Genomic DNA, 21,607 nt, shown 5'->3' on the forward strand with positions numbered 1-21,607 from the left:
TCCTTCTCGTCTTCACCCCCCACTGGTGGCGAGGGCAATGATGACAAAGAGGATCACGATCCCACTCACGGATGAAGGGCCACTTCTTCCGCGTTTTGCAGGAGGAGGTGGTGGAGCCCAGTTGGGGTGCGCCACCTTGATAGGGTTGTTGCGGTCTCTGATTTGGCCGACTATAGGGCCGCCCTATCAACCTGAGCTCGGGAAAAGGTTAGGGATTGGTGTTGAGGGCGACGTCACGGTGGAGCCGAACGGAGACGGAACGTCGTCTATGTTGGTGAGTCATGAAGCGACCCAGTGGGAATGGGGTCCACTCGCTGTCAGCTCCGGTCCAAAAGTGCGCTGCTGTGTCCGGGGTGGTTTCTAGGGCTGGTCGCAACACTTCTCTAGATTCTGGAGGTGTGTTGACATTGTCTCGTCGTGTGAAGAAGGGGCCGGGGCGTCGTCCGCAGTCGGCCAAACGTCGTCGGTTCATGGAACTGCGTGCCCGCGGGTGGAGCGTCGTGGCTGCCGCCCGAGAAGTCGGCGTATCTAGGAGCGCCGGAAACAACTGGTCGCGTGGGCACAAGACCTACCGCGGCGGCAAGGCTGTCGGCTTCGTGCCGGCGCTGGACCGGTTGATGGTCCGCGAAGTCAGCCCGCGCTTCTTGTCGCAAGATGAGCGAATAGAGATCGCCGACCTACGCAGGGCTGGGCACAGCATTCGGCACATCGCCACGGTCTTGGGACGGGCGCCGTCCACGATCTCGCGCGAATTACGTCGCAATGCAGCGTCTTCGGCCAAATATCAACCGTTCGAGGCTCATCGTCGGGCAACGGCACGGCGCGAGCGTCGACACCCGAGGCGATTGGCCACCAATGAGCAACTGGGGCTGATCGTGGCTGAACTGCTTGCCCAGCGATGGAGTCCTGCGCAGATCAGCCGCCATCTGCGGGTCCGGTTCCTGTCCGATCCGGCGATGTGGCTGTACCACGAGAGCATCTACCAGGCCCTCTACCAGCCAGGATCGGAACTGATGCGGCCGTCCCCGCTGGCCCCGCACCGCCGATCCCCGCTGCGTACCGGACGTGATCATCGACGGGCCCACTCGAATATGCACAAGCGTCGGCCGAGGTTTCAGCAACCGATGTTGAGCGTGCACCAGCGCCCGTTTGATCCGAAAGACCGCACGGAGGCGGGGCATTGGGAGGGCGATCTCATCGTCGGCAAAGATCAGGGATCGGCCATCGGCACCCTGGTGGAACGCCAATCAAGGATGGTGCGACTTTTGCACGTTCCGTGCCGGCAAGGTGAGGCTCTCTATGAGTCGTTGCGAGCACGGATGGCAGACCTGCCACCGACGGTGTTCCGGTCCATCACCTGGGACCAAGGAACCGAGATGGCTCGGCACATCGAACTATCGAAAAGCCCTGGCGTTCAGGTCTATTTCTGCGACTCACACTCGCCGTGGCAGCGGGGAAGCAACGAGAACACGAACGGTCTTCTGCGCGACTACTTTCCCAAAGGAACGGACCTGCGGATTCACTCTGTCGATCATCTGCGGACGGTTGAAGATGAGCTCAATAACCGGCCGCGGTTGGTCCTCGACGGGTGCACACCGGCCGAGCGATTCGCTGTCCTGTTAGCCTCAGGAAAACAGTCGGTGTTGCGACATTGACTAGAATCCGGCCCGGATTTACCTGCTTAATTTTGGACCGGAGCCGACACGATTACCTTCATCGGAACCTGTTATGTCTCGGTTCCTGTGGTGGGTATCGCGATCGCGCTGCTTCGTCATCTGGTGGCGACTCTCAGATCGCGGCGGCAATACTAGGACCACGGACGGCCGCACGCCGCTGATCGTGCAGCGGGCCTAGGGTTCAACGAGTTGCCGCCGCGAGCAATGGGGGATCGAGCCGGGAGAGCCAATGTACGTCAGGGTTCGTCGATTGTGCATGGGGTGCTGGAGAATAAAGAGAAGTAGACGCTATCGGGCAGCTTTCTCGCAGAGATGCCAATTCTGACGCCGCGGTCGTCTTTGTAGACTTTCTCCTCCGGGTATGACGACATTGGGCCACGCGGCTGAAGTCGATAGCCCGACTCGGCGAGAGCATCGATACGTTCGACGGCTTCCGCAATCTGCTCGGGGCGCGCCAGAAGTTCAGATGTCCGGACGCTCCAGGGAGGGCCCTCCCCGATAGCGTTCTTGCGGTAGTTGCTGCACGGGGTCAGCGAGGCGTTCTGAGGTGCGATGGCGGTGGTGCCGGGGAAGATCAACCGAACGTTGTCGGTCACGATGGTGCGGGCCTCGGCTTCGGATGTAATTGACGCGTCGCTCTCTACGTCATTCTCGTCGGCAGACGAGCAACCTGTCAGCAGGAGCACGGTAGCGACCAAGCAGAGTGTGGCCGCGCTGAAAGTCACGGTTCGTCGATTGTGCATGGAGTGCTGGAGAATACGGAGAAGTAGACGCTATCCGGGAGCTTTGTCGCCGAGATGCCTATGGTCACGCCGCGCTCGTCTTCGTAGACTTTCTCTTCTGGAAATGTCTGCAGTTGGCCACGCGGTCGAAGGCGATAGCCCGACTCGGCGAGAGTTTCAAGACGTCGGATGGCTGCTGAGACCTGGTCGGGTCCAGCTAGCGATTGAAATGCTCCGGCGCTCCATGGCGGTCCCTCCCCGATGGCGTTTCGGTCGTAGTTGCCGCAGGGCGTCAATGTGGCATTCTGCGGCGTGATGGTCGCGATTCCGGGGAACATCAACCTAACGTTGTCGGTCACGATGGTGCGGGCCTCAGCTTCCGATTCGATTGCGGTTTTGTTGACATTGTTGCCATCGGATTGTGAACAGCCTGCTGATAACGCGGCAGTGACAATTGCGAAAGCTGCTATCGAAACGCCGCGTTGTAGTTGCGAGGTGATGGTGTTACTTGACATCGATAGTCCTTGGACTGGTGCCCCACGACCAGTTCACCGCATCAGATATAGCATGTGTTGCGTTCAAAGGGGATGGTTGACTCACACGACGTGGAAGGTCAGCTGGGGTCGAGGGCGTAAATGCAGTGGCAGTACGCGAAGTTGCACGGGCCGTCAGCGGTCTCGTGCTCGGTTTCGTGTTTTTCGGTCTCGTGTACCTGATCATCTTCATGATTCCGGTTATATGGGCTGCGGCTCCGCTCGTTGCCGGACTCGCCTGTGTAGCGCTCGGGTTGTACGGGTACCGGGTGTCCGACGGAGATTGGGCAACAGTGGCATTCGGCGGCGCGGGATTAGTGGGAGCTGCAGTCTTCGCCCTTCTCTATTTCTGGTGAGGCTTAAGTTCAAGCAAGCCCTGTGGTTGGTGTCGTGATCACGACGAGCCGTCCGCTTGTGCTTGTGCGAGGCTCAGACGGCGGACACCAGCGCCCGGCAAGAAACGCGCGATGAGGGATCTGGTAAGCGGGGACAGCTCCACCGCAACAGTTTCGAATGCGTCGAAGCCGCGGCCGCCGTGATGGAAGGCGAAGCTGCGCGAAGTTCACGATGCACGGGTGTGAGAAGCCGGGAAGGGCCGACGCCGGGCCAGCGTGGCTTTGCGGTGTACGGCGGTGGTTCCAGATATGCGAACCAAAGACTCCGGGCTAGACGGTACGAGCGTCGGCGTCTGTCGGTGGTCGGCGCTATCTTGTCATCAGAGATCGGTTGAGGGGAGGCCACGGTGGACGAATCGGACAAGACGTCGGACGTACAGGAGTGGCTGGGCATGACGACCTGGATCGTCGAGTCGCTTACCGACAAACCGGTCGGCTTCATCTTCGAGATGGGTCCGAGTGGCTACGTTTATCACGATGATGACGAGGACGAAGAAGACGTTGCGTGTGTCCAGGTCCAGATGCTGGCCGACGGTGTGATGATGCTCCGGCGTTCGCGATCGGTGCTCGGCCACTTGTTGATCGCCGACTACTCGTCCGGCAATCTGCCCCTGAACCGATGGCTCTTCAACGACAACTTCGAGGACTGCACCGACGGCTACCTATTCAGCCGTGACCCGCTGTTGGTTGCAGACGCCTGCGTCACCTGGTTCCGCGACAACTGCGGAACACGCTCGCCCAACGGTCTCGGCTGCGAATACCGATACCCGGACGAGCTTCTCCCGCCGGCGGGGACTAGCGCCGCGTCTTCGGCATCGCGGACGTCCTAACTGTGTCGGCATCGGTGTTTCGGAAGCTCGGCTTGCAAGGAGCGCTATGGAGATTTTGATGCCCGCATTGTGCAGAGCCACAGTCACATTGCCGCCGCGGCTGATTGCGCGGATGGCCGTCACCGTTCGACCGTTGCTTCAGCCGTGGCGCGATCTGGTGCCTCGCCCCGACCTGACGGACCAACAAGCATGGGAGTGCCTGTGGCGGGACGATGCATTGATCAAATCGGCGATGAAGATTCCGGGAAAGTGGACGGCCAACGCGACATCGGACCGGCTTGCGGACAGTGTGGCGCTGTATCTAGTGCGCCCAGACGTCCCGGCGGGTCGCATCGGATTGCTACGCACTCGTCTTGATGCGGACCAACTGCGCCGAATTGATCTGCTGCGTGCGGTGACTCGCTTTGGGGGCAGCGACCTGGTCTGCCAAGAGATTGTGGCTGAAGCGCCGCCCGGGTCGTCGCGGGACGAACACGTCGGAAAGCGGGAACTGGCGCTGATCGAGCGATATCGACAGGCGGCGAGCGACCAGGAGGAGGAGCGTAAGAGCAAGGCCAACAGCGTTGTCGAACACATCCTCCGGAAGGATGGTTTGATCGCGCGAGCCGAGGAGGCCCGGCGATCGGATCGGGTCGATCAGTTGCTGACGCTGAAGGCTTGTGTGTTTGGGCGGGGCTCTGTCGCCGCACGCCCCGAGGATGCGGACTTCGGCACGGCGCAGTATCTGTTGATGCTCGGTCGCACCGCATCGGTGTATCACCACGGCGACCCAGAGTTGGGTCAAGTGCTTTCGGTCCTGCGTCCCATCCTGCGGGCATACATCAACCCGGGGTACACGCCGCCGAGGAGCTGGGTGTCTGACCGGCTGCTGATCTTCGGGGAGGCAGGCACTGTGCCACTGGGGTATTCGATCGATGGGGAAGAGGGCAACTACCTCGTTTCGCGCTTCGGTTCGAACCTGAACAAGTACGAAGCGCTCGCAAAACTGGCAGCGGAGAACAAAGACGCGTCGCTGCGCGACCTTTGCAATCGGGTAGAGGCGGAGCAGTTGGCGCGTCATCGATGGATCGTCGAACAGCAACAAAGAGGAATCATCAATGAGTGAAACCAGTCAGAGAACTGAACCGGATATCGTTTCGATTTCCGATGCGATCGCGGTGCAAGCACATCGCGGTCAGACGGACAAGCTCGGCAACGACTACATCGACCATCCACGGTCGGTGGCACGTCGGATTGACCCGCCGAATGAAACTATGGTCGCGGCAGCACTGCTGCACGACGTTGTCGAGGACTCGGAGTTCACAGCCGAAGACCTCATGGAACGAGGCATCCCTGCGGAAGTCGTTGCTGCAGTGCAATTGCTGACACGCCGGGACGACGTCCCGGACAGTGACTACTACGCGGGAATCGCCGAGAATCCAGTGGCTCTGGCGGTTAAACTCGCAGACCTCGCCGACAACACCGATCCAGCTCGGTTGGGGATGCTAGACGAAGCGATGCAGATCAAGCTTATTGGGAAGTACAGCAGGGCTTATCGAGCGTTGGGGTGCGAAGAGCTGGCTGCGGAGTTGGCGCAACGGGCTGAGTAGCTATCTACCAACCTCGGTGGGCGTCGAGGTGGAACCTCAGCGCCTGTTCGATCTCCGGTTCGACACGTCCATCTGGGTTGCGAGCCAATTCGGTGTACCAATCCGCGGTGCGACAAACCCGGATGCTCGTGATGGGAAATTCGTCGCGGACGGAACTCGCCGCTTTGGCCCCGATCATAGTTGCAGCGTGCCGATCGGCCGCACCGCCTGGACTTATAACGATTTGTGTGCGCCCGAGGTTGCTCTGACCAACTGTGTAGTCCGGATGATGAAGGAGACTGTGTCGCAAACGTTCACGGCCCTCGGCGTCGAGGTTGGTATAGGCCGGTTCGGTTTCGATTACGAACACGTAGTCGCGGGCTCGGTCAGCGATCTCGTTCGCGGCATAGCTCTTCACAGCGCTGGGCGGGGCGGCAGCGGCCGCACTGTCCAGCGCTGCTTGGGTTCTCCAGTAGTCCGATCGACATGTAAAGCCCCCGTTGACGGGCAGACCCGTTCGTTCAAGCCTGGCGGCGAGGTCCAACAGAGTGCGGCCCGAAGCGAACCAGTTCCAGCGTCTTGACGTGAACGTCAACCGAACCCGGTTGAGCCGTGTGGGACGAAATGCGAGCACCCGCTTGAGGTTCAGATCTTCGATCTGACCTTTCAGGGTGTCGACGTCAGACCAGTCGACTCCAAGATCGATTCCGGAAGTGGACCCGGGGTCACGGACATGTTGTGTGCCATTTGTGGATGTCATCGCGCCGTGTGTGCCCTCAGCAGTAGATAGCCCGTCACGGATGGCCAGTCTGGGAACTCGGGCGTTCCGAACATGATGTGTTCGCCATTGAAGTCTTTGACACCGTTGTGGATTCGATCGTCCACGATGAAGTCGCCGTGATTGAGATTCTTGTGGTGGGACAGGATCAGCCGCTTCCACGCCGGCGTGCCCTCGTCCTTCCCGAAATACCGCTGCACCCACTCCAACTTGTCAGACCACGCGCTGGGGTTGTTCCAAGGCGCAGTTGACAGGATGTAGGTGTCGTACACCTTCGACAGGGTCGTGAATGCCTCGATCGCACCGTCGAGCGGGATCATGGTGCCGAAGATCCCAGGCGTATCGTCGTACGCATCCTTGTAGGTTTCTGCATCCTCAGTACTGAGGAGAGAGATTCCGTGCTTGAAGTCGACGAGGGTGTTGTCCATGTCGATGTAGAGGATCTTCTTCTTGTTCTCGGGCGCCGTCACGGGATGATTATGGCTGCATGTGGTGACAAAAGCGCGGCAAAGGTTCGATCGGGTCAGCGGTCGATGTTCGCGCGATATGGGGTTAGTGGGTCATGTAGTTGAGTAGGTCTTCGAGTTCTGAATCAGTGACGTGAACGATGCTCGGTCCACCTGTGGCTCCCACTCGTATACCGTCTGACAACGCCTCGTTCCTCACTGATGGCTTCGACTCATCAGTGCAACAGGCCATGGAGGGCTTGCACTCGTTAACTGTCGATCGTGGTCTGAACTCGGTTAAGCTTGCGAACGTAGTGAAGGCCTTTGATGCCGAGGGCGCGAAAATTGCTGGCTACGAAGACATTCAGACGGTAGACCTCCGTTCTGCGATCGGTCCTTGCCTCGGAAGAAGGAAGCGTATCTCTTCCTAGGAACAACCGAAGGTGTTGCGTCCTCGCTCGCGGTCACGGGGGCGATGGTGTCTGCGACCGTCACAGGTGGGACGACTGCTGCGGTTGCCATTGGTGCGATCGCCGCTGATGTGACCGCGGTACTAGTGGGGATGGGCAGGATTGTTGCGATTGTCGCGGCACATTACGGGTATGACGTTCGTGAGCCTGACGAACAGGTATATGCAGCAGGTGTTCTGGCATACTCTTCGGCCGGCAGTGCCAGCGAGAAGGCTGCATCCCTAGCGTCGCTGTCGCGATTGACACAGGCGATGATGCGCCGAGCAACTTGGAAGCAGCTCAACAACCATAAATTGGTGAATGTGGTTCAAGGAGTGTTCTCCGCGCTCGGCCTCAAGCTCACGCACAAGAAACTGGCGCAAGTGATCCCCGTGGCGGGCGCGATTATCAATGGCGGCATGAATGCGCACTTTGTGAACCAAACGTTTACTCGTGCGCAGCACGCTTATCGGTTGAGGTATCTGACAGAGAAGTATGGGATGGATCCCACGGACTGGTCGCCAGACTTAGTTGAAGTGGAGGAACCGGTCGAGCGACCTATGCCCTTAGTTGATGAAATGCTAAGGATCGAGATCGCGAAAGATGGCGGTTCTGAATAGTGGTCGTGGAGTCTTGCTCGAACCGCGGCCATGTTGACGAGTTGGCTCCCTCCGTCAGAGTAGTATGGGCGGGACGCCACGCTCCGTTTGTCTTAAAGAACGATTGGTAGATGTTCACGCAATACCGGCATGCGTTTGGGCTCACGCGGACTCGTTGACCAGCGACCACGATTTGGCCAGTTTTGGGCACTCTGCGTTGCACACTTTGAGGTCCTGCTGGTGGCGGTCGAGGCAGTGGCATCGTCGCCGCTCGTGCACCGGTCAGTTTGCGAATCTCGTTGATCCCCAGCGGGTTGGGCACGGTCTTGAGCAAGTGCCGGTCATTGGTGGCGTGGATGAGGTTCGTCTATCCGCAGCGTGACGCGTATGCCTGCGGTGGCAACTCCGAGCGCAAGTTCGTGGCCGCGGATGACGGCGATGCCATCACGACTGGCGGTGCGATCGATCTCGATCGCACGAGGCCGCTCCACGGTAACCGATAGGTCGCCCGCGGCGGCTGCGGGACTGGATCGGCCGGGCCGGGTGCCGCGGCGGGTAAGGTGTTCGAGGTCGGTGGTCGTCATTTTCGACAGGATGGTCTTGAAACGGTGTCGTCGATGATGACATGAACGCTGATGAGGTCAACCCACATCACTACAGAACGCCCGGCGTAGTCCTTGCCCACCCAGAGCTGATGAGCACCAATAATATTGACCACACCTGGCGTGGCAACCAGAGCATCAAACTCGACAGGGCAGTGGCGCGTGCCAGCGATCGTCCTGGTTTGCGAGTACTTAGTAGCGGCCACCACCGACTGCGCGTCTCTGTTGTCGTCAGCGGGGTCGATGGCGGCGGCTTCAGACTCCGAACGAGCCGAGCGAACATGGAACAGGCTAGCCGGGGGTGGCCATATCCAGTGATTGATGCGGGCGCACGGTGTTGTATGCGTGAACCCATTCATCAATCGCACTCTGCGCAGCCTCGATGGGGTGAAATCGCCTGTCTTATCGAGCAGTTCGCGCATCGGATTTAGATTCCTGAGACGAAGACACCCGATCAGGGTCTCTGGAGACGGTGAAACGTCAGCAATGTCCTGATGACGAAACGTCAAACATGTCCCGAACCCTTACACGTCGTCAGCACGTCATGAGCGGTCGCCAATGCTGGGATCCGCGCGTTTCAGCGTTTGTCGATCCATGTCACCGGCGACTTGAACGTCGGGATACCGGAGTTCGCCACCGCGTCAGAGTGGAGTCAATGGTGTGCGTAGGACTCCCGATCCGCGGCCTCGGCGTATCGCGGGAGGCCGCTGAATAGGGGAGAGTGCTGGTCGATCATAGTGTTGCTCCGTTCGTAGACGGCGGCGTGAGGTCGATGCGCATCTCGGCCAACACTTCCGGTTTGGCCTCGAGACCCCGCTTGCGTAGCAGTGCGAGCATGTCCTCCTGGCGCGGCTGGCCGAACGTCAATCGGTACAGCGCCAGGTCGCTCTTCAGCCGCTCGAGTCGGGCGACGTCGACGCTGAGCGGATACGGCGAAAGGTGCCGCTCGATCTTCGCTGGTCCCGGGTACACCCAGTGCGGCGCGAAATCCCCAAGATTGGCTTGTTCGTCAGTACCCAGCTCGTAGGCCGCGCGCCAGGGGTCGTTCGTCGCCAGCATGGCGACTCCGTGGCGATGAGCGAGGTTGCGGCGGACGGCGTGCCCACCGAAGCGATCGATGCGCCCTTCGCGCTGTTCGAAGTCAACGGGATTGGCGGGGGTGTTCCAGTGGGTGATGGCCGAGCACCACCAGTGGAAGTCGATCCCTTCCTGCCCGACACTTGTGCTTGCCAGCACAAACGGCCAAAAAGGACTGTTGAACGACCGGCGCACATCGGGCTGGCGGACGTTCTCGTCAGTGTTGCCGCCCCCGTAACGCAGCGCGAAGCGACTCGTCATGCGTATGGGGTCGTCCGGGTGGTCCGGGTCGAATGCCCGGTATGTCGACGGCGCTAACGTCAGCGCGGACGACACGGTCTTCGCAAGTTTCATCAACGTGTCGTTGTCGAACTCTTCTTGAGTCTCGTTGGCGATGTGGTGGAGATACTCATCCACGACAGCCTGCAGGTTGCCCGCCGCGCAGTAGCGGAGCACCTTCTGCCAGTAAGCGCCATTCTGGTCGAGTTGATCGAGCAGCACGATGGTGTCTGGGCGGTTGAAGAGTGTCCGGAAGCCAGCGGCAATGGTGGCCGCGGCGCGCCAGAGTCCGACGTCCGTCACGGCGGGGTGATCGGCTGCGACCCGGGACAGCGCCCGCCAGGCGACGTTGCCCGGACTGTGGGCCGCGAGTGTAGCGACGGTCGGCGCAACGGACGCCATTTCGACATCGGTACCGCTGCGAACCAATTCGAGGGCTTCGTCAACGTGTGTGGCTAGGCCGTGCTGGCCAGCTGCGTCGTCAGCGTCAACGGACGAGCCTGTACCGAGAGCTTCGATGATGAGCGTGCGACCGGTGAGCCCCTGTTCGTAAAGCAGGGCCTGCGGGAGTGAGCCTTCGAACGCGATTGCCGCACGCGCCGCTTCGGCCACGGCGGACACGCTGTACTTCGATGTCCCCGAGCGCAACCCCCGGGTGAGGCCTGTCTCGAGCATCGCGCGCGACACCGGTGCCTGGTTAGGTTGGGCTGCGGCCAGCGGGTCGGCACTCTTCGCAAGTCCCGGCATGGGCCAGAACAACGCGAGGGTGGTCATGGAGTCGGCCTTACCGTCGCGCACGCTGTAGTTCAGCAGGCTCCGGGGGCCGCGGCCGGAACTGCGATCCTCCGCACGCTGCGACCCCAGCGCCGCCGCGCGGCCCGCGCGTTGACTGAGCAAACTTGCGATCGCCGTCGGCGTCGCCGACCACGACGAGAACACCAGTCGCTTCGTGATGCCCTGTGCCCATGGCTCCGCGTACGGTCCGCTCGGCTCGAGATAGGGCAGGGACGGCGGCATCCACAGCAGCTGCCACCACCCCGCGTCGACGGTCTGCCGCGCGAGCGCACGGAGCTTGCCGTTGCCCAGGTCGACTTCGCCGGTGCCCGACGCGGCGGCAGGATCCAGCCGGGCCAAGGCGTTGACGGCCGGGCGGATGGACTCCGCGTCGTCACCCTTGAGCTGCTTCTTGAGTTGTTCGGAGAGCTTGTACCCGTCGCAGAAGTTCGCGAAGTAGGGCGTCGATTTCCAGTACTCCAGGCTCACATCACCCTTGACCAGGCCTGAGAGCCGTTGCAGGGCAACGTAGTCGAGCAGGTCGGTAGCTGAGAGGTCATTCACCACGTCGACGTACTCGGACAACATCCCGCCCGCAACGCCCACGGGCCGCTCGCTGCGACTCATAACTTGCAGCAGCGTCGTCCGTAGCCGGGCGGCGAGCTCGGTCACTGGGCGTCCCTGGGTCGCTGCGGTGCGGTACTCGGCGAGATCGTGCGCGACCTGGTCGGCGATCTCCGGGTCGAGGAACGAGATGGTGCGGAGGAAGTCGCGGTGGTGGTCGTCGCCGGACTCCTCGGCGTAGGTGAACGGCTTGTACGGCGTCGCGGAGAGCAGCAACACCCGGGTGCCCGGGTAGGAGAACAGCTGGTCGGCGAGCTCTCCCGGCGGGGTGCTGGCGTCGAGCAGCTCGGGGAAACGCTGGAACTCATCGAGGATGACGAGGTCGGGGCTCAGCACGCTGAGCCCGGCGCGAGCGAGCTCGCCGCGCAAATCGCTTATGAGTTGACGTACCTCTCCGGCCATCTCGGTCGGTACGTCGCGCTTGCGGCCGAGACGAGCGAGCTGGTCGGTGAAGGTTGCGATGAGACCGTTGTTCTGACATGCGGTGAGGAATCGGTCTGCGATGACAGGATCGGGCGGGCCGTCTAGGAAGTACGTCAACTCATCCACGCGATACTCGAAGTTCTCGCGAGACGAGACGTGGCCCTGCAGTAGAACCAGCGCAGCGTGGCGGTTCCAACCAGTGAGGTTGACTGCTTCGCGGAGCAGCAGGAACAGCAGTGCCCTCTCCTCCGCCCGGCCGGACTGGCGGCCGGTGCGGAACGACGTCCCCGGGGTGAACGACACCAGGTTGACCTTCACGCCGTTGACATCGAGGTCCGGCTGCAGCTCCCGGGTGTACTTGGCCAGGAGGCTTAGCCGGCTGGGTATGCCCTGGTGACGGCCGCCGGTCACGTCGAGGCGAGAGAGGTTCTGCGCCGCCAGGTCGCTGTTGGAGCAAACGTAGACCACGTTGATCTGCCTGCGCCCCGGCTCGTCCTGCAGCTTCTCGATGGTCCGAGCAATCACGCCACGGGCAACGAGGCTCTTACCCAAGCCGGTCTCGTCGGAGACGAGGAACCGCCGGCGCGAACCCGATCGGTCAAGCTGCGCCATCACGTGTTCGACGGTGCGCTGCTGAAACCCCTTGAGTCCGGCGACGATCGGGGCAGCGTCGAAGGTGGTCATCGGGTTGCCTCCGGGCTGAGCTGAATTCGGCTGGCGGTGACGACGTCCCAGAACGCGGCGAAGCCCTCCGGAAGGTTGGCTGCGCCATTCTCGGTGGCCAGCATCCGCCGGACGAGCCGGTCGAGATCATCGATGGACTCAGGCGAGCGGGCGAGCGCGCGGATGACGATTTCGAACACCTGCGGTGCCGGTGCGAGGCCACCGCCGGGCCCGGTGACCGCGTCGCCGAGGCCCATCATGGCCAACGGGTGGGCCTGTCCGAGCCCGAGCAACAACGCCAGGAAGCGCAGAAACTTTTCCGGGGTGTTGATCTGTGAGGCGAGCATTTCGTCGAGCCGGCCCTCAGGGTCACCTCGCAGTTCGGCCCGAACGACGCACGCTGCCTCCCGGCTGGCTTCATCGGTGAGGCGCAGCCGCAAGAACGGGCTGACCTCGATCAGGGGGACCCCTTCGACGGTGCCATGGCTGGTTCGCCCGTCGTCGACCGAGCGGGCGACGCCGGGGTGCGCCAGCGGCTCGACCAGGGCGGTCATACCCGCGGGTACCGTCGCGCCGTCCCGCGTCTCGAGGCGCAGCGCGTAGGCGTCGCCCGAGCGGGCGACGGAGACTATCCACCCGCGCGACGCCATCACTCGCAACGCGTTCTCGAGCTGCCACTGAGCCTCGGCGTTGGGGTCCGGGGCTGCTCCGCCCTCGGTGTCGTACCAATCGAGCATCCCAAGGAACGGCGAGTCGGGGTCCAGCATGGTCCCGATCCCGAAGTTCTTTTTGCCTCCGGTGAGCTGAACGAGGATCTCTACGTTGCGGGTGAGGGCGGTGTCAGTGGCGTTGGCGGACCCGAGGAATAGGTGGGCCTGCTGGCCACGCTCGACGGCGACAAGCTTGGCGTGCAGGTCGTTGAGCAGGGGCGCGGGCGTGTGGTCTCCAGTCGCGTCGCCGTCGTCCAGGCCCGCGATCGTGCTCACCACATAGGTGGCGTTCAATCCCTGGACGGTCTCCGGCGCCAATGTGTCGAACGCACGCGTGCGAGACACCACGGTCGCGCTTTTCGTGCCCGCCGTGAGTTGGGCGAGCCCCGCGTCATTCAGGAATGGAGAGACCACTAGATGGCGGTAGCCGCTGAAGTCCGGGGTGGCACGCTCGCGGGCTACCCCGAAGACATGAAAGGTCAGCTCGGTCGCGCCGTCGGGCCGCTCCCACTCCAGATAACGGACATCTTCGGCGAGCTGGTCGATGCGGGCCCGTCGGTCCGCAGGTACCGGCTGTCGGGTTCGGCCGGGCAGCGATTTGAATAGGGCGCTCAGCGGTCGGTTGGCGGCAGTTGCGCGTGTTCCACGCGAGGCGTCGAGGGTGAGCGAGACGTCCCAGGCGTGGTCCTCGGTGAGGTTCCGACTGAGCACGACCAGGCGGTACGCGTCCAGCTGATCGTCAGCGGTGAAGCGCAGTAGCCAGAGCTTGGGGTGGAAGAGGCCACCTGCCGGCGCCTGCACCTCGTGAAGCATCGGCTCGAGGAAGGCCACGAGATCGGTGTAGCGCGACGGCGCGCGGACGTAGCCCTCCTGGGCGAAGACATCGACCCGATCTGCGCAGGAGCGGACTGCCTCCAGCACGCTCACCGGGTCGGTCGTGCTGCGGATCGCGAAACTTGCGAAGGCCAGGGGCGGCACGAGCGCGGCGGTGAGGTCGAGGGTGAACGTAGTGCCCACCGCCGCGTCCAGGCGGTAGCCCGCAGGCGGGCGCAGCTGGTCGAGCAGGGTTCTGCGGCTGTCAGGCGCCAGCACCGGCGGCCCCCTCTCTGATATCGGAGATCATGCGCCGCACCTGTGGCCAGCGGTACACCAGCCGCGACGTGCCTGACGCTCCGGACCAGGTGCGGAGCAGCCGCTCGTTTGCCAGGCGGGACTGACCACCCTTCTGGCGACGCTCCCGCAGCTCGACCAAGGAGCGAGCGTCCTTATCGTCGGCAGCTGTGGCACCCCGCCCGGCAAGGACGACATCGATCCACCCGTCGACGAAGGCGCGGGTCTGCAGCCCGATGCGGGGGTTGAGGGTGCGCACCTGGTCCCACATTGCCTGACGGTCCCAATCACGAAGCAGCTCACCGTCCGCCTGGACGGTCTCGGCCCAGGCGCGCAGAGCTTCTCGGTAGCCGTCGACGGGCTTCGGGTGGGTGGTGAAGCCAGCATCCTCGTAGCGCTCGGCGACAAGCAGGTTGTAGAGCAGGGCAGAACCCTGCATCACCAGGCTGAAGTGGCGACCGTGCTGCAGAAGCGCCGCCGCCGGGCCGTCGGCAGAGAGACAGGCGCGGTCGAACCACGGTGGTGCGTACTCGTCGTCCAACGGGGTGTCGTCGGTAAGCAGATGGGCGATCATCGTGTTCGGGACGGCCTCAAGGATGCGCTCCCGCAGCCACACCGCTTCCGCGGGCAGCAGCGCCATGCCGCCCTCGACGGTCTTGGGGAAGCCCTCCGGAGGGGCGGGCAGCGTTGGATGCCAGTCCTGGACGCTCCGGATGGCCAGCTCGTCGTCAGCGCCGGCGGCGGGCCCGAGGGCGCCGAGCATGTCCGGGGAAATGTCGCGGCTAAGGATGCCATAGCGGCCTAAGGCCGACCAATAGATATTGGAAGGCAGATTTGTCAGGCTGTTGCCAGCGACTCTCCCGATCAAACCCTGGCCCACGCCGATGCCCTCGTTCTTGAGTGCGCCGATGAGCTTGAGCTCCTGGGTGTCGGTCCAGGCGGAGAGTTTTCTGCCGCTGCGGGTCTGGGCGCCTTGCGTGAAAAGCCAGGGGATGAACAGGAAATACCGCGCTCGGGTGTGGACAGTGGAGGTGCCGGGAAAGAGCCCGTCGGCGAACGCATCTCGGATCTGGCCGATACCGAGCTCGTCGCGGCTCTCCGACTGGGTGTAGAGCGCTATGAGCTCACGCACACGCCGCTGTTCCTCAGCGGACGTGTCGAGCCAGGACAGTGTTGACGGCATGGTTGCTCCCCACCACAGTTGCGAACCCCTACAGTAAAGGCCGTGCAATCGGACTGGGATGATCCCGGGCCCACTGGGGCCACATGTCGCTCCGAAATCGACGAACTGGCCGTTTCTAAGGAGGGTGAGAACCGTGGTCACGCGAAGGATGTGCTCCGATACGCTCCGCTCGAGACTGCCCTACTCGAAGGGGCTTGACTCGAATGGAATCAGGTGACTCCCGCTCGATCCTCGACCGCCTGCGACAACACCTGGCTGACGCCAGGTCACTCGACGTGTTGTCGGACTCATTCTCCATCTTCGTCTTCGACTCGCTCCGTGAAGAAATGGAGAGAGTTCCGACGCGGCTACTTCTCCGCAGCGGGTCGCTCGACGAGTTCCCGCTCAATGGGCTGGACGAGGAGCACGTGCTCCGGGCACGTCTGGATCAGCAACGTATCGCCCGCGAGTTTCTGACTTGGGCTGAGCACAACCTGCAGGCCCGGAGCCTCAAACGCCGCAGCCGGGACTCCTGGACCGTGGTGGACGGGCCGGAAGCCTACGCCGTCCACGGTGCAGGATTCGAAGCGGAGAGCCTCGGTCTTGTTTCGTCCACCTCCCTTCTCTTCCCTCGCGAGATCCACGATGCCGATCAGACGGCTGAGCTGGCTCTCAACTTCGAAAGGGTCTGGAACGACCCTGCCGCCTCACGGCACTCACAAGACGACTTCCTGGAGGCAGCGCGCGTACTGGCGCGTGACAATGCGCCCGAGTCTGTTTACTTGCGGATCCTGACGTCGTTGTTCGCGGATTTCGTGGATGAAGCAGGAAAGACGACGGAGGATCGCGGCCGGACCGGCATCTTCAAGACAGCGGTGTGGTCGAAGCTGTACAAATTCCAGCGCGATGGCGTTCTGGGCGCGATCGACAAGCTGGACCGCCACAACGGTTGCATCCTGGCCGACAGTGTCGGTCTCGGGAAGACGTTCGAAGCGCTCGCGGTCATCAAGTACTACGAACTGCGCAACGACCGGGTCCTCGTACTCGCGCCGAAGAGACTCCGTGAGAACTGGACGCTGTATCGAGCAAACGATGCCCGCAACCCGCTCGTCGCCGATCGGTTCAACTACGACGTCCTGAACCACACCGACCTCAGCCGTGAGAGCGGTACCTCGGGCGATATCGATCTCGCCAATGTCAACTGGGGCAACTATGACCTCGTTGTGATCGACGAGTCCCACAACTTCCGCAACAACCCTCAGGTGAAGGACCGCACCACCCGGTACGAGCGTCTCATGAGCGAGGTGTTCGAGGCGGGGGTGAAGACCAAGGTCCTGATGTTGAGTGCAACGCCCGTCAACACCCGCCTCGCTGACCTGAAGAACCAGGTGCTCTTCGCAACCGAGGGCGACGACAGCGCTCTGGCTGACAGTGGGATCAAGAGCATCGAGGGCACGCTCCGCAAGGCTCAGGCCCGGTTCACCATGTGGCAGAACCAGCCCGACGAGCAGCGCACGACCGATGGGCTGCTCGGTGCACTCGGCATGGACTACATCCGCCTCCTCGACCTCATCACGATTGCGCGGTCGCGAAAGCACATCGAGAAGTATTACGGCACTGCCGATGTGGGCCGCTTCCCTGAACGGGTGGCGCCGGTCAACCTGGCACCGCCGATCGACGCGACCGGTCAGCTGATGCCGCTATCGGAGTTGAACTCGGCAATCTTGATGCTCAACCTCGCCGCCTACAAACCCACCTCTTATGTCCTCGAGAAGGCGAAGAAGAGGTACGCAGACCTGTACGATCACAATCTGCGCACGGGTGGGTCTCGGGTCTGGCGTCAGACCGACCGCGAGGACAACATCGTTCATCTGATGCGAATGGGGCTCCTCAAGCGACTGGAGTCGTCCGTCCATTCGTTGTCGCTGACGGTCGCCAAGATCCTCGGCAAGGTCGAAGCGGCGATCACGCGCATCGATGACTTTGAGGCTCGTGACGACGCGGGTCTCTCGATCAACAGCTTCAGCGAACTGTCCGAGATCGACATGGACGACCAGGAGCTGGAGGACGTGGTCGGCGGGAAGGTCCGCGTGTTCCTCGCCGACGTCGACCGGGTCAAGTGGCGGCAAGACCTGGTGGAGGACCGCAACACGCTGCGCGAGGTCCTCGCCGAGGTCTCGGCTGTGGATGTGAGTCGCGATGCGAAGCTCGCGGAGCTCAAGGGTCTCCTGATGGAGAAGGCGAAGAATCCTACGAACGGCGATAACCGCAAAGCCCTGATCTTCACGGCCTACTCCGACACGGCCGAGTACCTCTACGCCAACGTCGCCGAATGGGCTGTTGCTGATCTGGGGCTGCACGTCGCCCTGATTACCGGCGACTCCACCAAGACCACAGCGCCACTGGTGCGAAACGGCATGCACGAGGTGCTGGCGTCCTTCGCCCCACGCGCCAAGAGCGGAGATCTCGACGGCCCCCAGATCGATGTAGTAATTGCGACCGACACCATCTCGGAGGGGCAGAACCTCCAGGACTGCGACACGGTCGTCAACTACGACATCCACTGGAACCCCGTTCGAATCGTGCAACGGTTCGGACGTGTCGACCGCCTCGGAACGACGAACGCCACAGTTCACCTGGTGAATTTCTGGCCGAACATCGATTTGGAGTCCTATATCAACCTGGAGAAGCGGGTCTCCAGCCGCATGTCTCTGCTGGATGTGTCCGCGACGGGGGAGGAGAACGTGCTGGACACTGGCGACGCCACAGCCATGAACGATCTAGAGTACCGACGCCGGCAGCTCGAGCAGATGCGCGTTGCTGCGCCCACCTTGGAAAATCTCGCGGGCGGGTTGAGCATCACCGACCTCACTCTGTCCGACTTCCGCATGGACGCTGCCGCAAGGCCCGCAACCGAGCTGGCGGAGATTGAGCAATGGCCACTCGCCCTGTTCGCCGTCAGCAGGTTCGACCGGGCATTGGCAGACGACGGACTCGCGTCCGGTGCGATCTTCCTTCTCCGGGCGAGAGAGGAATCGTCTGCGGTGCCAGCAGACTACCCACTCGCGCCCCACTTGCTCATCTACGTCACCGACGACGGGGTCATCACGCATGGTATCGAGCAGCCGAAGCTTGCACTCGACGTACTGCGCCACCACGCGCTCGGCCAAACCGAGCCTGATGCCGACGCGCTTGCTGCTTTCAACACGGCGACTCGTAACGGTCGGGACGTAAGCCACTACCGCGAGTTGCTCGACGTTGCTGTGCGAGCTGTCAGCGGCAAGGCCAAGGAGAGTGCCGTCGCCTCTCTCTTTTCGGCCGGCGCATCAACGTACGGCGATGAGGCACAGGCAAGCGGGTTGGCCGCAGTCGACCTCGTCGCGTGGATGGCGCTGGTGCCGTGAGCGTTAGCGAAGTTCCAACTCTGGCGCCCCAGGTCGTCCTAGGTCTCCCGCCGTCGGTGCACCAGCCCGGACGGGTCCCTAAGAAGACGATGGTGGAGCAGGCTGCGGCGCAGCCGGTCGATGCAGCGCTGATCACCCGAGCCGTCGCCCGTGCGACAGTCCAGGCGGTTCTGCGCGCTGACAATCTGAAGATTCCTGCGTATTCCGACGAACAGAGGTGTGTCGACGACATCGCCGTGTTCCATCTCGAGCTCTCGGACGCAGCCTCTCCGGCAGACATGACAAGGCTTGTCGAACTCCTCCACCGCAGTATGCCCCGGCCATTGATCCTCTTCATCAGCTCGCCTCGTGACGGCGAATTGATCTCGCTCGCACTGACGCACACCAACCTCAGCGATCCCGATCGCGCCACTTCGGTCATCGAAAAGAGCGTCGTCGTTCCGCTCAAGAGCATCACGGCGGGTGCGTTGAGAATCGACAACCTTAATCGCAGCGAACTGTGGGCCCTCTATCGCGATCTGGTCCGCGTCGCTGCCGCCGATGGCCACCCCGCATCCACGTCACTCAGCACGGACGAGGCGCTCGATCTGCGCGGCCGGCTCACTGCCCTCAACGCTGAGTTGGCGATCGTTGCCCGCGACGCCAAGAGGGAGAAGAGCCAAGCTGGTCGGATCCGGCTCAACACCAAGGCGAGAGAGTTGAGGCAGCGGATCGAAACTGTTGCCAGCTCTCTCTACAGTCCGACCTCGACCCAATGACGACTGCCTAAGCGACAGAATATCTAGAAAGCAGATCCCTTGACTCAGGACTTCACACCGCTCAACGAACTCACCGGCCCGGGGGAGGCGCCCAGCAACCTCGCGGAGTTGGCACGGCTGTTCCCTGACGCTGTCGTCGACGGGACGGTCGATCTTGATGCGCTGCGCGACCTGCTCGGTGAGGAGGCAGCCTCGGTCGGTAGCGAGGGCTTCGGACTGCGCTGGCCTGGGATGGGCGCAGCGCGGCGACTGTCGACGCTTCCTGCGACCATGACACTGCTTCCCAAGCCTGACGAGTCGGTCGACTGGGAGAGCACGCGGAACATCGTTATCGAGGGCGACAACCTAGAGGTCCTTAGACTCCTTCGTCGCGCTTACACGAACTCGGTCGACGTCATATACATCGATCCGCCGTACAACACGGGGAACGAATTCGTTTACGACGACAAGCGCGTTGCGACCCAGGCCGAGCATGAGGTCGACGCTGGGCTGCGCGACGAGGACGGTGTGCTGCAGGCGGGCATGGGTTCAGACCGCGCCGAGGAACGAAAGACCGGGGCTTCACTTCACTCGAAGTGGCTCTCAATGATGTATCCCCGACTCCTGGTTGCTCATCACCTTCTCAAGGAGACCGGCGTCATCTTTGTCGCTATCGACGACACTGAGCACGCACGGTTAAAGTTGCTGATCGACCGGATCTTTGGCGCTGAGAACTTCGTAGCCAATCTCATCTGGCAAGGCGGTAGGAAGAACGACTCTCGCTACGTGTCGGTTGGCCACGACTATATGCTCGTGTACGCAAAGAATGAAGCCACGATGCGACGTCAAGAAGTTCGCTGGCGTGAGCCTCGGGCCGCGGACGAGACCACCCGCGAGGCAGCTCAGAGGGCATGGGATGACTCAGGACAGGATCCAGCACGCGCGACAGTCTTGATGAAGAAGTGGATCGCGTCCTTGCCGGAAGGACATCCGGCGAAGGATAACAACCGATTCTATGAGTTTGAGCCCGACGGGAGGGTCTACCGAAAGCGGGATGTCTCGTGGCCAGGGGGCGGCGGACCGCGTTACGACGTACCGCATCCGGTGACGAAGCTGCCTGTGAAGGTGCCCAGTAGAGGATGGATTTATTCGAAGTCGGAACGCATGCAGCAGGACATCGATGCTGGACTTATTGTTTGGGGTAAGGACCATACCGAGTTTATTAACCGCAAAACGTATCTTGACTCCGACGAGGGTGTCGTTCCCACGTCAGTCTTTGAGCGTAAGCGAACGAGTGCGTCGAAGAGTCTCGCGAACCTGCTCGACAGTGACGTCTTCCCGTACCCGAAGGACGTCGATGTGCTCGCTCGGTGGATCAACCTTGCCACGCGGGCTGACCCCCACTCTCTTATTCTCGACTTCTTCGCCGGCTCAGGCTCAACGGGCAACGCGGTGATGAACCTAAATGCCGCGGACGATGGTGCTAGGCGGTACATCCTGGTCCAACTCGACGAAAAGCTCACCCACAACGAGTATGAGGTGATCGCCGATGTCACACGAGAGCGGCTGCGACGGGCCAGCAAGGCGATCCGCGATCAGCGGGACGCAAATCGGCCGGGGATTGATACCGGTTTCCGTTCATACCGCCTCGCCGAGAGCAACGTGAAGCCGTGGGACGGCACCGGCGAGCTCGATCTGCTGACGGCGGTCCACAATCTCGCTGAAGGCCGCACGAGCGACGACCTCCTCGTCGAGATGATGCTGCGACTCGGGATCGACCTGGTCACGCCCGTGTCGACGCGCGAGGTGGCGGGTAGCACGCTTTACAGCCTCGCCGGAACCCTCTACGCCTTCTTTGGGACGGATGTGACGCTCAAGACGGCAGACGAGATCGCCAACGGGATCGTTGCCTGGAGGGACGAAGAACCCGTGGACTCCGACATTACCGTCGTCGTCCGCGACACCGGATTCCAAGACTCCTCGGCCAAGCTGAACCTCGCGGCTGCGCTCCAGCAAGCGGGCATCAAGACGCTGCGGAGTATCTGA

At 62.2% G+C, this 21,607-nt stretch carries 17 protein-coding genes; 9 read left to right on the forward strand and 8 right to left on the reverse strand.

Translation table 11 applies throughout. From position 1 onward, the window contains the following. Nucleotides 1-401: 401 nt before the first annotated feature. Entirely contained in the window at nucleotides 402-1,655 is a 1,254-nt protein-coding gene (locus AC56PL_RS19600; RefSeq protein WP_497155295.1) for an IS30 family transposase, read from the forward strand. A 257-nt stretch (nucleotides 1,656-1,912) separates the two neighbouring features. Here the strand turns inward: AC56PL_RS19600 and AC56PL_RS19605 are convergent, their stop codons facing one another. Both AC56PL_RS19605 and AC56PL_RS19610 read right to left on the reverse strand, forming a co-directional pair. Then, nucleotides 1,913-2,401 (reverse strand): hypothetical protein, encoded by a 489-nt coding sequence (locus tag AC56PL_RS19605; RefSeq protein WP_497154864.1) that lies wholly within the window; start codon nucleotides 2,399-2,401, stop codon nucleotides 1,913-1,915. Then, entirely contained in the window at nucleotides 2,398-2,913 is a 516-nt protein-coding gene (locus tag AC56PL_RS19610) for a hypothetical protein (protein ID WP_497154865.1), read from the reverse strand. The genes AC56PL_RS19605 and AC56PL_RS19610 overlap by 4 nt, the downstream gene beginning before the upstream one ends. 125 nt (nucleotides 2,914-3,038) lie before the next feature. Between AC56PL_RS19610 and AC56PL_RS19615 the strand changes: the two genes are divergently transcribed. From AC56PL_RS19615 to AC56PL_RS19630, 4 genes are all read left to right on the forward strand, one after another. Then, entirely contained in the window at nucleotides 3,039-3,287 is a 249-nt protein-coding gene (locus tag AC56PL_RS19615) for a hypothetical protein (RefSeq protein ID WP_497154866.1), read from the forward strand. 386 nt (nucleotides 3,288-3,673) lie between these two features. Continuing rightward, the gene (locus tag AC56PL_RS19620) at nucleotides 3,674-4,156 is read left to right on the forward strand and encodes a hypothetical protein (RefSeq protein WP_497154867.1); all 483 of its coding nucleotides are present in this window, start codon (nucleotides 3,674-3,676) and stop codon (nucleotides 4,154-4,156) included. Between the two features lie 46 nt (nucleotides 4,157-4,202). Continuing rightward, nucleotides 4,203-5,261, forward strand: a complete 1,059-nt coding sequence (locus tag AC56PL_RS19625; protein WP_497154868.1) for a hypothetical protein — start codon at nucleotides 4,203-4,205, stop codon at nucleotides 5,259-5,261. After that, on the forward strand, nucleotides 5,254-5,745 hold the full coding sequence (locus tag AC56PL_RS19630) for an HD domain-containing protein (protein WP_497154869.1): 492 nt from the start codon (nucleotides 5,254-5,256) through the stop codon (nucleotides 5,743-5,745). The genes AC56PL_RS19625 and AC56PL_RS19630 overlap by 8 nt, the downstream gene beginning before the upstream one ends. A gap of 735 nt (nucleotides 5,746-6,480) precedes the next feature. Here the strand turns inward: AC56PL_RS19630 and AC56PL_RS19635 are convergent. Beyond that, nucleotides 6,481-6,930, reverse strand: coding sequence for a 5' nucleotidase, NT5C type (locus AC56PL_RS19635; protein WP_497155296.1), 450 nt, complete (start codon nucleotides 6,928-6,930; stop codon nucleotides 6,481-6,483). 415 nt (nucleotides 6,931-7,345) lie between these two features. Between AC56PL_RS19635 and AC56PL_RS19640 the strand changes: the two genes are divergently transcribed. Beyond that, nucleotides 7,346-8,017, forward strand: coding sequence for an EcsC family protein (locus AC56PL_RS19640; RefSeq protein ID WP_497154870.1), 672 nt, complete (start codon nucleotides 7,346-7,348; stop codon nucleotides 8,015-8,017). Nucleotides 8,018-8,337: 320 nt separating this feature from the next. Here the strand turns inward: AC56PL_RS19640 and AC56PL_RS19645 are convergent, their stop codons facing one another. The 5 genes from AC56PL_RS19645 to AC56PL_RS19665 all read right to left on the reverse strand — a co-directional run bounded on the left by AC56PL_RS19645 (nucleotide 8,338) and on the right by AC56PL_RS19665 (nucleotide 15,441). Further along, complete coding sequence (locus AC56PL_RS19645; RefSeq protein WP_497154871.1) at nucleotides 8,338-8,580, reverse strand: hypothetical protein; 243 nt, start codon at nucleotides 8,578-8,580, stop codon at nucleotides 8,338-8,340. Beyond that, nucleotides 8,577-9,020, reverse strand: a complete 444-nt coding sequence (locus AC56PL_RS19650) for a hypothetical protein (RefSeq protein ID WP_497154872.1) — start codon at nucleotides 9,018-9,020, stop codon at nucleotides 8,577-8,579. The genes AC56PL_RS19645 and AC56PL_RS19650 overlap by 4 nt, the downstream gene beginning before the upstream one ends. Nucleotides 9,021-9,330: 310 nt before the next feature. After that, nucleotides 9,331-12,459, reverse strand: a complete 3,129-nt coding sequence (locus AC56PL_RS19655) for a DEAD/DEAH box helicase (protein WP_497154873.1) — start codon at nucleotides 12,457-12,459, stop codon at nucleotides 9,331-9,333. Then, entirely contained in the window at nucleotides 12,456-14,240 is a 1,785-nt protein-coding gene (locus AC56PL_RS19660) for a phospholipase D family protein (protein WP_497154874.1), read from the reverse strand. Before AC56PL_RS19660 ends, AC56PL_RS19655 begins: the two co-directional genes overlap by 4 nt. Beyond that, entirely contained in the window at nucleotides 14,227-15,441 is a 1,215-nt protein-coding gene (locus tag AC56PL_RS19665) for a DUF6361 family protein (RefSeq protein WP_497154875.1), read from the reverse strand. Before AC56PL_RS19665 ends, AC56PL_RS19660 begins: the two co-directional genes overlap by 14 nt. Nucleotides 15,442-15,644: 203 nt before the next feature. Between AC56PL_RS19665 and AC56PL_RS19670 the strand changes: the two genes are divergently transcribed. The 3 genes from AC56PL_RS19670 to AC56PL_RS19680 are packed head-to-tail and all read left to right on the forward strand — an operon-like array spanning nucleotide 15,645 to nucleotide 21,607. After that, nucleotides 15,645-18,824 (forward strand): helicase-related protein, encoded by a 3,180-nt coding sequence (locus AC56PL_RS19670; RefSeq protein WP_497154876.1) that lies wholly within the window; start codon nucleotides 15,645-15,647, stop codon nucleotides 18,822-18,824. After that, on the forward strand, nucleotides 18,821-19,582 hold the full coding sequence (locus tag AC56PL_RS19675; RefSeq protein WP_497154877.1) for a DUF4391 domain-containing protein: 762 nt from the start codon (nucleotides 18,821-18,823) through the stop codon (nucleotides 19,580-19,582). The genes AC56PL_RS19670 and AC56PL_RS19675 overlap by 4 nt, the downstream gene beginning before the upstream one ends. Nucleotides 19,583-19,621: 39 nt before the next feature. Further along, nucleotides 19,622-21,607: a site-specific DNA-methyltransferase gene (locus AC56PL_RS19680; RefSeq protein WP_497154878.1), complete on the forward strand. Its 1,986-nt coding sequence runs from the start codon at nucleotides 19,622-19,624 to the stop codon at nucleotides 21,605-21,607.

Source organism: Williamsia sp. Y721 (assembly GCF_059683565.1).

What these genes read in the sequence shown, in the direction of transcription:
- AC56PL_RS19610 (WP_497154865.1), bottom strand. Translation starts at nt 2,913, where the DNA reads ATGTCAAGTAACACCATCACCTCGCAACTACAACGCGGCGTTTCGATA.
- AC56PL_RS19625 (WP_497154868.1), top strand. Translation starts at nt 4,203, where the DNA reads ATGGAGATTTTGATGCCCGCATTGTGCAGAGCCACAGTCACATTGCCG.
- AC56PL_RS19630 (WP_497154869.1), top strand. Translation starts at nt 5,254, where the DNA reads ATGAGTGAAACCAGTCAGAGAACTGAACCGGATATCGTTTCGATTTCC.
- AC56PL_RS19635 (WP_497155296.1), bottom strand. Translation starts at nt 6,930, where the DNA reads ATGGACAACACCCTCGTCGACTTCAAGCACGGAATCTCTCTCCTCAGT.
- AC56PL_RS19645 (WP_497154871.1), bottom strand. Translation starts at nt 8,580, where the DNA reads ATGACGACCACCGACCTCGAACACCTTACCCGCCGCGGCACCCGGCCC.
- AC56PL_RS19650 (WP_497154872.1), bottom strand. Translation starts at nt 9,020, where the DNA reads ATGCGCGAACTGCTCGATAAGACAGGCGATTTCACCCCATCGAGGCTG.
- AC56PL_RS19655 (WP_497154873.1), bottom strand. Translation starts at nt 12,459, where the DNA reads ATGACCACCTTCGACGCTGCCCCGATCGTCGCCGGACTCAAGGGGTTT.
- AC56PL_RS19665 (WP_497154875.1), bottom strand. Translation starts at nt 15,441, where the DNA reads ATGCCGTCAACACTGTCCTGGCTCGACACGTCCGCTGAGGAACAGCGG.
- AC56PL_RS19670 (WP_497154876.1), top strand. Translation starts at nt 15,645, where the DNA reads ATGGAATCAGGTGACTCCCGCTCGATCCTCGACCGCCTGCGACAACAC.